Source organism: Ensifer sp. 4252, assembly GCF_050434565.1.
In the GTDB taxonomy this organism is placed as follows: Bacteria; Pseudomonadota; Alphaproteobacteria; order Rhizobiales; family Rhizobiaceae; genus Ensifer.
The window spans coordinates 52224-64895 of the sequence record NZ_JBNDIU010000023.1 but is presented as its reverse complement, the minus strand read 5'-3'; the positions used below and the strand labels follow the sequence as shown (position 1 = coordinate 64895).

Below are 12672 nucleotides of genomic sequence, written 5' to 3'. Positions count from 1 at the left end.
ACACGGTGACGACTGATGCTGGTACGGGGGGAGGGAAACTATGGCATCCCTGGATTCCGTTCCAGCGCGGAGCGCAGCTTCATCGTTGCTGGAGCTGGATCGCCGACTTTGATGCCGACGAGGTTCGCTGGTGCGATCCGGTGTCGGTGTCACCGTCTTGGAAGACGCGGCGACTTTCTGGGGCCGGAGCAAGAGCGCTCCCATTGGCTCGCCGGATCGATATCCATACAGTCTGTTTGAAGGACGCTAAGATCGTCAGCCTCGGCTTCTCCACCAATGGCGGTGCCGCACGCATGGAGTATGACGACGACGTCGGCACTGGCCCAATAGTATGAGGCAAGCGCCGATTTTACAGGGATGCGGGCAAACATAAGGCGTTGATAAAGGCGGAGATTCCGCCGAGCGATGGATCATCCGATCCCGACGTCTGGCGCTGCAAACGGCGAGGATTGGAGGGACGACCTTTGGGGCGGTGTCTTAGCGCCGCCTGGCTCGCCGGCTTCGTCCGAAGTGATACTGCCATCCGCTTCATGCTGCAGATACCAGATATCAATCGGCAACCGCCGGCCAGCGAGCACCACGTCATTCTGTACCGTCCAAAGTGCAGATGGCGCAGGCTTGCGCAATTGTTTGACCAGCGCAGATGAGACAACAAGCGGTGAACTCAGGGTCTTCGTAAGGGCCTCAAGTCGCTGGGCGACATTCACCGCATCCCCTATGACTGTGAATTCGCTATGGCATCCGCTGTCCAGGACGCCACCGACGACGGAGCCATAGTGCAACCCTATGCCAGCGCTTAGGGCCGGATACCCGTCAACCAAATTCTGTTGCTTCCAGTCACTCAACGCGTCGACCAGGTCGAGAGCGCAAGCGAGCGCACGATCCGCGTCATCCTTCATTGCCGTGGGTTGGCCGAATACGGCCATGACGCCATCACCGATGAACTTGTCGACGGTTCCGCCATGGTCGAAAATGATCCCCGAAACGAGATGACGGTATTGTGCCAGAACCGTTGCCAGTTCACGAGCGGGTGCTGTCTCTGCAAAACTGGTGAAGTCACGCAGATCGACGAACATGATCACGGCATTGCGCCGTTCGAGTTCGAGAGCCGAACTTCCTTCCTGAAGATCGGCGACGACAAGCGGCGAGAAGAACCGGGACAGATTGAGGCGTCGCCTGTCTGCCAGCAGAGCCTCCTTCCGCGTTTTATCGTGATCCTTGGCGAGCAGATAGATTGCAAAGGCGGTGAAGCCATAGCTCACCGTCAGACCAAGATCTTGATTGAAAAAGTAAGCAATAAACGAAACCGCGTCGGCCGTGTGATGCCTGGCCGCGGTAACCGCGAGCATGCCGATCCAGGCAAAAAGGACGATGCCTGAAAAGACGAGGACCAGCCGACGGTCAAGCTTCAGGCCAACATGATTGAGGAGAATGAAAGCGACGACAAGGCTGGTCGTCGTAACATTGTGGTTCTCGGTGACCGGGCCGCCAAGGATATGGGCATAGAGGATCAACGCGACCAGGAGCGCGTCAAGAACCACGAAAAGCGTTTTCAGCCAGGATCGTCCGGGCAGGAAGCGGGCACCCATGACAGATGCGATGCTGATAACCAGATAGCAAATAATGACGGCGAAATGGGTCCCTTCAACCCCTGCGTCCCCGCCCAGAAAGAGATTGGCGAGAAGGATGGCGAAGGCGACGAACCGCAGGAGGATTGAACGGATTTCCCGCTCGAAGTCCCAGTCAGCGCTGAGTGAAGATCTCATGTTTTCCTCTGGACATGCGGGTACGTTTCGGAGTCCCTCACGGTCAGCCGAGCCCGCTTGCTCCAGGCACCATGAAGGACAAAGTGATCCTTGTGGGCCTTCCAACGATGGTAAGGTCAAGAGCTTGCTGCCGTGAGGGCCCGCGTCCAAGCGTGCATCGGCCGCAAGGATCCCGACATCGAGCTGCCATATCCGGCAGTTCGACCAATGACCTCATCCGAGGCCCGGAGAACGGCCGCCCGGTCGAAACATCGGCTCGTTGACCGCCTTGTCAAGGCTCGCATGCCTGATGGCCAGCCTACCCGCCCGCGGATGGCGCCCCACGATCTTGCCTACGACCGCATCGTCAATTGATGTTCTCGCCAGATGGTGAACAAGCCCGCGCCGACGACAATGAGGGCACCTACGATCATGTTGTGCGTTAAATTCTCGCCGAACAACATCACGGCGACAATGACATTGAGAACCAGCTGAAAATAGGTGACTGGTTGAACCTCTGCGGCCGGAAGCAGCCCGTAAGCCCTGATCAGGAAGTAATGGCTCAGCGTACCGCAGACGCAAAGCGCCGCAAGCGCAAACCAGTCGAAGCGCTGGACTTCGGTCCAATAGAAGGGGCCGATCAGCGAAATCGCGACAGCTCCGACGACGCCGGCATAAAAGAGGCTGGTCACCGCCGAATCCTCATGACTGACCGCGCGTGTGGCGATGCTGTAGAGCGCAAACAGCACGGATGCCGCGAGCGGCAGAAGGAGCGACATGTCGAAGTGAACGTCGACTGGATTTATGATCACCAGAACGCCAATCAGACCAACCAGTACTGCGCTACCACGCCGCCATCCAACCGCTTCTCCGAGGAGAGGAATTGATAGCACGGTGATGATCAACGGCGTTGCCTGGAAGATCGACTGGCTCATGGCGAGCCCGGCATGAACATAGGAAAAGACGATGATGACGATTTCCGCCACCAGCAAAAGTCCGCGGACAATCTGTAACCAGGGACGGCGCGTCTGAATGGCACGGCGAATCCCGCCCGGTGACGACGCGGCGAAACAGAGTACGAAGAGCGCGAACGCCCAGAACCGTATCATGGTTATGAAAAGCGCCGGATAACGGTCACCAAGGTATTTGGTGATGGCGTCCTGGGCCGCGAAAATGCAGATCGCCAGAAAAGCGAAGAGGTAGCCGCGGGTCTTGGAGGTCATCACACATACACTCGGACAGAATCGTTGACGATCCTGAATAGCATAGTCATCGGGTGAAGGTCCGATGCAAACCGCCATGTGCCGATCCCGCGGAAGATGTCTGATATCATTCCAAAGCCCGAGCGCGGGAATGGTTTCGGAGTTCTCCTTCGAAGATGGAGTCATGCAGGGCTTCTCACGCACCACATCGGTCCCTGCATCAATCGATAAAAAGAGGTTGGGTGGTTGGCGGCTCATTGGCATGACAGCGCCTTCCAGCGCCTTCTAGCGCATTGGTTCGCACGGCCACTTTTCACACTCGTCAGACGAACTGCACAGCAGTTGGGTTACCGGAAGCGCGGTCGTTTGGGCGGGGCGTTGGTTTCGAGCTCATGTCTGCTGGCGAACTTCCCCAAGAGGGAAAGGAGCTTGCCCTGATCCTTGCTGCTTATGCTGTGGCGGACGCAATGCTCGACGACGTCGAACACAGGTTTGGGCGGCTGCGTGCTCAGCTTTTCATCGACGATATGTTTAGACATGACCGTTCCTCCGGCTTTGATAACGCCGGTAGGGGGAGGCGAGTTCCCTGTATGAGCCAATTCTGCATTTCACCGCAGCCGGGACCGGCGTCGCCGCTGGGTGATGGCCCGGCGGTGAGGAGGCCGGCGACACCACCGATCACACCCCTGCGGCGATCTCCCTACAGATCTCCTCGAGTTTTCGCTGGGCCACGAGTAGACGCTCTTGGGCGACATCCGGTGTCTTGCAAACGGTCACGCGAGCCTCGACCATCGTACCGATGAACTCCATTGGGTGAGCGCCGAGGACTTCGCAAATAAGCACAAGCATCGGCACGGAAATCGTGCTCCTGCCATCTTCGTACTTCTGGACCTGGTGGAGCGTGATGCCAAGCGCGGTGGCAAGCCTATCCCGAGAGAACCGGCGATCAAGCCGCACGACCCGGAGGCGTTCGCCAAGTTCTTCCGCAAGCGCGGCTGTTGTGTCGACGGGTGTTGGCATGGCACTGCACCTCCAGCGACTTATGTCTGGATCGAGCGTGCTGTTGCGCACAATTCTCTGCAATCCGTCCGTTTGCGGTACAACGGTCAAACGACCGGCCGCAGTGTGCGACTTGTGGCGAGTTGCTCTAACTGGGTACTCATCAATAGCGGTAGGGCGGAGTGAGATCCGTCGCCCAGTGCGCGGAATCGGCGAGCGTAGCGCCTTTTCCGGATCGGATGAACCAATTGGATAGATGCAGGGAAATGGCGCCTCAGAAATGCTTCAAAATACAACGTTTAATTGAGTTTCCCATGGCGGGCTGGGCGTATCAGATCAGGCAAGGCTTTGTGAGAAATAACCTTCAGTGGCGCGGAGCGGGCATTTCGTCTTGATCAAGTTTCTGAGTCGCAATCAGGACTTCGAGGCGATTGCGGACATTTAACTTTTGCATAAGTGCAGTCATATGATTCTTAACGGTTTTTTCGCTAATCTTCAGTTCGACCGCGATCTGGCGGTTGGTACATCCCCGCGTCAGCATCGCGATGATTTGGCCTTCCCTAAGGCTGAACTTGATGGGTGGCCCGGCTGCGACACGAAGTGACGCCATTCTGTGGTGTTCGATCAACTTGCAGGCGAGATCCCGACTTATGAAAATCTCACCTCGTTGAACGGCCTTAACCGCATCAATGAGTTCCTGTGGACTGGTCCCCTTGACGACGTAGCCGCTGGCACCGGCCTTGAGAGCATTGATTGCGATGTCAGATTTCGACATCGCGCTGAATGCCAGGAATCTCGTCCTGCAGCCGCGTTTCACCAGTTCCAGGATAGTATTGAAGATGTTGCCCGGCATCATAATGTCGACGATGAAAACATCGGGGTACGTTTCAAGCCCGATCTCAAGTACTTCATCCGCGGTGGACCCAGTCGCAACGACTTCAAACTCTTCCTTGGGTCTAAACAGGTCTACGAGACCCGCGAGCATCAACGGATGATCATCGGCAAGAGCCAGCGTAATTGATCTCATATTTGATCTCCCACCCTCTGACGGGAGATATACGCCCACACCCATTTCCTGTCCATGAGCTTATTTAGGTAAGTCTAAATTTGTAGTGCGACAACGGTCAGGAATTGTCCGTCGGGCAAAGCCACCGTGTGAACCGCCTGACCTCGAAAACCGCGGTCTTGCCGCGCCCTGTGATTAAGACCTTGGTCCCAAGGGTTAGGCGACCAATGTCATGGGCGCCGCAGGCACCAAGGTCTGAAAAAAGACTGGACTTAGGCAACTGGCCAAGAGGCACCAGACCAGTTGATTATTGGCAAATTAGATAAAGCGAATGTTTCTGTCGACGATGCGCGGGCAACACCCCGCGCAGCGGGACGATCGACGTCATCAATAATATTTCACCGGTCACGCCAAGCCGCATTTGCCGGCTTCAAGGGGAGAGTAGAAATGGTTGCCTACATTCGTTCTGACCTCGATTTCATCTTGAAGCAGATCAAAATCGCAGAGGATCACGCGCTCTTCGAGCAGTCAGGTGGCACTCAGGGCAAGTCGCTGTTCGGCCCGAACGGCTCGATCCCGAGCTACAATATTTCCTGGGGCCTGCGAACGGTTGACGGCACTTACAACAACCCGCTTCACCCGGAATGGGGTGCGGCCGACAACGAATTCCCAGAGCCTTTGGGCACGGATTTCCGCACGATCATGGTGGATCCCGACGGTCCTGGGCCGGCACCGATGGTTCCGATCACCTACACGCCTGGGGTCGACAATACTCCCGGCATGCCTGACGGCCCTGGCAATTCCGGCCCCGGCGACGTCTTCGACCCCTATGTGCGTACCATCTCCAACCTGCTCGTCGACCAGACCCTTGGCAACCCATCGGCCATTCTGACCGGCCTGCAACGGGCAGGCATCGTCCCTCCGGAAGAGCAGATGGCTGTCACGGCAGCGATTTCGGCCGCCTATGAACCGCTGGTCCAGCAGTTCAGAGCGGTCGCAACGGCTGAGCGCGACTATGCAGAAGCCGCAGCGGCGGCCTCGGCCAGCCCCAACAACGCGGCGCTGCAGCAGGCGGCGGCGGATGCCCTTACCGAACTGAACACGGCACGGCTGGAACTTGCTGCCGTGGACGATGACCTGATGACCCTTCTCGAAACCAACGGTATCGAACTGGAGGGCGCGAACGTCAAGATCACCAACCTGGCTCCGGACGAAGGTCTGTCCGCGTCGTTCAATTCCTGGTTCACGCTTTTCGGCCAATTCTTCGACCACGGGCTCGATCTGGTCGCCAAAGGCGGCAGCGGCACCGTGTTCATTCCGCTCATGCCGGATGATCCGCTCTATGTGCCGGGCGGCACCACGAACTTCATGGTCCTGACGCGCGCAACCTTGGTAGGGCCGGGTAACGATGGTGTGCTGGGAACTGCGGACGATACGGATCGTCCGGTGAACAACACCACGTCCTTCGTCGACCAGAACCAGACCTATACCTCGCACCCCTCTCATCAGGTCTTCCTGCGCCAGTATGTTCTGAATGATGACGGCGTTCCGGTCGCAACCGGACGGCTGATTGAGGGCGTCAATGGAGGGATGGCCACCTGGGCCGACGTCAAGGCGCAGGCAAGAAACATCCTCGGCATCGAACTGACCGATTTTCATGTCGGCAACCTGCCGCTGCTGGCCACCGACGCATATGGCAATTTCATCCCGGACCCCGACACCGGCTTCCCGCAGGTCGTCATGGCAGGTTCACCCCAAACGCTCGCATCCGGCACGCCGACGGCGCCGCTCAGCCTCGTTAATCTGATCGCGGACGGTCCTGACGCGGACACGCTTCCCGATGTGCAGCATCTGGCAGTTCGGACCGGCCATGCCTTCCTGGCCGATATCGCCCACAACGCGGTCCCAACCGGTCTCGCCGACGGCGACATCGAGATTGGTCTTGGCAATCCGGACCAGTCGCCGACCGACGGCCAGTATGACAACGAGTTGCTCGACGCCCACTTCATCGCTGGCGACGGTCGCGCAAACGAAAATATCGGCCTGACAGCCGTCCACCACGTGTTCCACTCGGAACACAACCGGCTGGTACAGCACACCAAGGATGTGGTGCTGGCCGATGCCAACGCTATGCTCACCAATGGTGCTTCGCAGGCGGAAGCCGTTGCATTTCTGAACGAATGGCTGGCTGTTGACGTCACGGAAGTTCCGGCAAGCGCAACTGGGCTCATCTGGGACGGCGAACGCCTGTTCCAGGCTGCCAAGTTCGGCACCGAAATGCAGTACCAGCATCTCGTGTTTGAAGAGTTTGCCCGCAAGATCCAACCCAATATCAACGTGTTCCTGGTGCCGGACGGTTTCGACGTCACCATCGACCCATCGATCGTGGCTGAGTTCGCCCATGTGGTCTATCGCTTCGGTCACTCGATGCTCACCGAGTCCATCGACCGCTTCGACGAAAACTTCAACGAAGATCACATCGGTTTGATCGAAGGCTTCCTCAACCCAATGCAATTCACGAACAATGGGACCACTGAGGTTACCAGTGCCGATATCGCGGCCGGTGCCATTATCCGCGGCATGACACGCCAGGTCGGCAACGAAATCGACGAATTTGTCACCAGCGCTTTGCGCAACAACCTGCTAGGTCTGCCGCTCGACTTGGCGACCATCAACCTTGCCCGTGGCCGTGACACAGGCGTGCCGACTTTGAATGAAGCACGCGCCCAGTTTTATGCGGCCACCAACCAGGATTCTCTGCTCAAGCCCTATGAGAGCTGGGTCGACTTCGCCAGTCATCTCAAGCATGAAGCCTCGATCATCAACTTCATCGCCGCCTACGGCACGCATCCGCTGATCACCGGCCAGACGACGATCGAAGGCAAGCGCGACGCCGCCATGACCCTGATCTTCAACCAGTCATTCGGTGGGCTGGCGGTTCAGGCGAACGCGGAGGACTTTCTCAATGCCACCGGCGCCTTTGCCGGCGGTTCGCTCGGCGGCCTCAACGATGTCGATCTGTGGATCGGTGGCCTTGCCGAACAGATCATGCCGTTCGGCGGCATGCTCGGCTCGACGTTCAACTTCGTCTTCGAAATCCAGATGGAGAAACTGCAGAGCGGCGACCGCTTCTACTACCTGCAGCGCCTCGATGGCCTGCATCTCTTCGGCGAGATGGAGAACAACTCCTTCGCAGCCATGATCATGCGCAATACCGACGCGACGCATCTTCCGTCCGACGTCTTCTCGACGCCCGGCCTCATTCTCGAGATCGACCGGACCAAGCAGTATAACCCCGGCCTCGGCGAGACGGCTGGCGCGGACGGCATCATGGACGACAACCCGCTGACCACTAACGTCGACGAAAGCGCCGACAATCTCGGAAACGACCCCACCGGCGGTGGTATTCTGACGCCGCTGGTCGTGCGCAACAATCCGGCGACAGCCGGTCCCGACACCAACTACCTCAAGTACACCGGTGGCGACCACGTCGTCCTCGGCGGCACGGAGCAGAACGACATCCTGATCGCTGGTATCGGTGACGATACGCTTTACGGCGACGGCGGCAACGACCGGCTGGAAGGTGGCTTCGGCAACGACATCATCAATGCCGGGGCAGGCGACGATATCATCGTCGACTCCGGCGGTGACGACAACATCAAGGCAGGCGCCGGCAATGACGTCGTTCACGCGGGCCCCGGTCTCGACCTGGTCATGGGCAATGACGGCCAGGATTTCATCTTCCTCGGCACCGACATGGGTTCGGAAGTCTTCGCCGGAACCGGCAACGACTTCATCTACGGTAACAAGAACGCCGAACGCATCCTCGGCAACGAGGGCAACGACTGGATTGAAACCGGCACATTCGACGGTGCGCCTGGCGACAACTTCGACGAAGTCTTTGCCCATGACGGCGTTGACGGACACGACGTGTTCCTCGGCGATGGCGGCTTCGACGAGTTCATCGGGGAAGGCGGCGACGACATCATGGTCGGCAGTGCCGGCCGCGGCAAGATGGTGGGTATGTCCGGCTTTGACTGGGCGACCTACAAGGACAACGCGCGTGGGGTGAACGCCGACCTGTCGATCCCGATCATCTTCGACGAGGCACCGGTTCTGCCGGAGAATGCCGCGCTCGATGAATTTGAATCGGTAGAAGGTCTCTCCGGAACGAGGTTCAACGACGTCCTGGCCGGCACCGAAGACGTTGCGGCCGATCGCGCTCCGCTCAGCCAGGGTGGGACCACTGGTTACCTCGGCAGCGGGCTTGATGCCCAAGGTATCGCTCTCGTCAACGGTCTGCAGGCGCTGCTTGGCGCTGGCGTCACCTCGTTCGACGGCGGAGATATCATTCTCGGCGGCGACGGCAGCGACCGTATCATCGGCAACGCCGGCGACGACATCATCGACGGCGACAAATGGCTCGACGTTCAGATCGGCGTCTATGCCGCCAATGATCCCGAACATACAGGCACCCCTGTCCTGCACAACAGCATGACGACGCTCGCCGCCGCCATGTTCGCCGGCACCATCAATCCGGGTCAGCTGGCTATCGTGCGGACAATCCGCGACAGCAACGACCAGCCCGATAGCGACGGAATTGCCGATATCGACACGGCCGTCTTCTCAGGGGTCCGTGCAGACTACGACATCACCTTCAACTCCAACGGCACGGTCACAGTTGCCCATGCCCGCGGATTGGCGACCGACGGTACGGACACGATCCGCAATGTCGAGCTTCTGGATTTCACCGACCAGGACATCTCGCTACAGGCGCCGACGCTTGATCTGCACGGCCCCTCGACCACCACGACCACCACGACGGTCGCACAGGCCTATCGCGACACCTTTACCGCCGCCGCTTACACGAACAACGACGGCACTTCGAGCTGGGGCGGGCCCTGGGTCGAGGCCAACGATACCGGCGGCGCCACGGGGGGTGATGTCAGTGTCAGTCTCGCTAATGGCAGACTACAATTCATCGAAGGCACCGATGGCAATGAGACCCTTGCGCGTGCTGTCAATCTGACAGGCATTACCAGGGCGACGCTGAGCTTTAATTATGTAGCAGACGACCTGGATGGCGGCGAGAACGTCGTGGTCGAAGTTCGCAACACCACCAATGGCGCGTGGACTGAGCTTGGAACCGTCGGTGGCAATCAAACGAACGTCTTTACCGCACCAATCCCTGTGGGCTTGATCGGCGCGAATACTCAGATCCGCTTCAGAGCCGCAGGGACTTACGAAGGCGGTGAAAACCTCTTCATCGACAACGTTAACATCCAAACCGAGGTCGATACAATCACGCCGGTGGCTGGCGCGCCCGGGAACAACTACCAAACGAGCTACACTGAAAATGCCCCTGCCGTTGCCGTTGCGCTTGGCCCTGTCATCACCGACGACGGTACGACCCTGGCGTCTGCCCGGGTTGTGCTGACCAATGCCAGCGCCGGTGACGTCTTGTCGACGCAAGGCGCCCTGCCTGGGGGCATTACCGCAGCGGTGGACACTTCGGTTGCCGGCCAGATCACCTTGACGCTCTCCGGCACGTCTTCGATCGCAAACTATCGCACTGCGATCCAACAGGTGCGATATGGCAACAACTCGGACAACCCCACTGCAGGCGCTCGTACCATCCAGGTCACCGTCAATGACGGCCTTTTGACCAGCGCTGTCGCGACCACCACGGTCACGGTGAACGCAGTCAACGATGCTCCGTCCGTAAACACCGATACGGTCATCACCAATGTCGCACAGGGTGTGAATTTCACGATCTCTCACGCAGCCCTGCTCGCAAACGATACCGACCCGGAAGGAGCTGCACTAACCATCACAGGCGTCAGCACTCCGGATGGCGTCAGTGCTCCGGTCCTTGGGGCAGGCATCATCACTCTGAATGACACAGGCGGCGCAGGCGGCTCGTTCGTTTACACCGCAACCGACGGCGCTCTGACCGATACGGCGCAGGTCAACATCAACCGCGTGATCGGCAACATCACCGGCAGCGGCGGTGCCGATATCATTATCGGCAATACCGCGGGAACGACGATCAGCGGCGCAGGCGGCAATGACAACATCGATGCCGGCGACGGCGGAGACACGATCAATGGCGGCACTGGCAATGACATCATCGATGCAGGTACCGGCAACGACATCATCAACATGAGTTCTACCGAAGGCTTTGATCGTGTCGATGGCGACCTTGGCACCGACACCTTCCAGCTCACTGGTAATGGTGAGGCAGAAACGTTCCGCATCTATGCAAGGGCCGCTGCCATTGCCGCGGGGGTTCCAGTCACCGGGACGGACGCCGAGATCATCATCACCCGAACGGTCGGGCTGAACACCACAGTCATTGCGGAGCTCGACAATATTGAAGAAATCACGGTCAACGCTCTGAACACGACCCAGAACAACAACAACAATCCGAACACGCCTGACGGCGGGATCAGCAATGGCGACACGATCCAGGTGTTCGGCAATTTCAACGCGCCGTTCACCAGCCTGAACTTCAGCACCATTACCATCGATGGCAATGCCGGCAACGACACTGTCGACATAACGGGGCTCAGCTCCGAGCACCGGATCGTCTTCCGGTCCAATGGTGGTAACGACACGATTATCGGCCAACTGCGTTCGCAGGACGTGATCGAACTCGGGGGCGCGCTGACTGACTTCGTGACCACTGAGGCCAATGGCAATGTCACTGTCAGCAACGGCACGAACTCCGTCACGTTTAAAAAGCAAGAAGGAGGCGGGCCGCAGATCACAGGGACGGAGGACGATGCCGGTGAAACACCGAACACGCCTGCTCCCTCCGCAGGATCGCCGATCGCCGGTACAGCCAGCGCAGATGTGCTGCTTGGTACCGCAAACGCGGAAACGATCGTTGCTCTTGCAGGCAATGACACCGTCATTGGCGGCGAGGGTGCAGACGTCATCAGAGGCGATGAAGGCAACGACTTCATCACGTCCGGCGGCGGAAACGACCTGGTCTTCGGCGGTGAGGGCAACGATGACATTCTCGGTGGTGAGGGCAATGACATGCTCTACGGCGATGCGGGATCGGACCGTATCTTTGCCGATGCCGGGAATGACATGATCCAGACCGGTGCCGGCAGCGACTTCGTATCCGGGGGTGCCGGAGACGATATCATCGTGGCGGCCAAGGATGACGGGGACGACATCTACTACGGCGATGCCGGCAACGACACTTTGGACATGTCGGCCATAACCGCCAATCTGACTGTCGATATCGGCTCGGGCTTCATGAGCCAGGGGAGCGTGTCCAGTAGCCAAACCGGACAGGATACCCTGTGGGGCATCGAAAATGTCGTGACCGGTTCGGGCAACGACACGATTGTCGCCAACGCCTTCGTCAACGTCATCGAAGGCGGAGCCGGCAACGATACCTTCCGGTTCCTGTCGGAAGCCAATGCCGATGGCGATACGATCACCAGCTTCCAGGCCGGTGACAAGATCGACCTCAGCGGCACCGATGCCAACAACGGGGTGGCGGGAAATCAGTCCTTCACCCTGGTCTCGGGGGCCAATCTAAGTGGTCCGGCACAACTCGCCGTGACCCATGAAACCAGGGCCGATGGCGATTACACCGTCGTCTCGGGTAGCGTCGACAGTGACGGAGCCGCAGAGTTCCGCCTGAACATCAAGGGGAACCACAACCTCACCGGTTCTGACTTCAACTTGTAACCAGCGTTTT

General features: G+C 58.8%; 6 protein-coding genes. 1 reads left to right on the top strand and 5 read right to left on the bottom strand.

Annotated features, from left to right (window positions below; translation table 11 throughout):
- Positions 1 to 410 precede the first annotated feature (410 nt).
- The 5 genes from ABIE33_RS29300 to ABIE33_RS29280 form a co-directional block, all read right to left on the bottom strand.
- The gene (locus ABIE33_RS29300) at positions 411 to 1766 is read right to left on the bottom strand and encodes an adenylate/guanylate cyclase domain-containing protein (RefSeq protein WP_429131695.1); all 1356 of its coding nucleotides are present in this window, start codon (positions 1764 to 1766) and stop codon (positions 411 to 413) included.
- Between the two features lie 332 nt (positions 1767 to 2098).
- A complete protein-coding gene (locus ABIE33_RS29295; RefSeq protein WP_429131694.1) occupies positions 2099 to 2968 on the bottom strand; it encodes a DMT family transporter in 870 nt (289 codons plus the stop codon).
- Between the two features lie 326 nt (positions 2969 to 3294).
- Positions 3295 to 3486 (bottom strand): hypothetical protein, encoded by a 192-nt coding sequence (locus ABIE33_RS29290; protein WP_429131603.1) that lies wholly within the window; start codon positions 3484 to 3486, stop codon positions 3295 to 3297.
- 139 nt (positions 3487 to 3625) lie between these two features.
- Positions 3626 to 3967, bottom strand: coding sequence for a helix-turn-helix domain-containing protein (locus ABIE33_RS29285; protein ID WP_429131601.1), 342 nt, complete (start codon positions 3965 to 3967; stop codon positions 3626 to 3628).
- Between the two features lie 343 nt (positions 3968 to 4310).
- Positions 4311 to 4973 (bottom strand): LuxR C-terminal-related transcriptional regulator, encoded by a 663-nt coding sequence (locus tag ABIE33_RS29280; protein WP_429131599.1) that lies wholly within the window; start codon positions 4971 to 4973, stop codon positions 4311 to 4313.
- A 426-nt stretch (positions 4974 to 5399) separates the two neighbouring features.
- Here ABIE33_RS29280 and ABIE33_RS29275 point away from each other — a divergent pair, with 426 nt between their 5' ends.
- Positions 5400 to 12662 (top strand): peroxidase family protein, encoded by a 7263-nt coding sequence (locus ABIE33_RS29275; RefSeq protein ID WP_429131597.1) that lies wholly within the window; start codon positions 5400 to 5402, stop codon positions 12660 to 12662.
- The last annotated feature ends 10 nt before the right edge of the window (positions 12663 to 12672 follow it).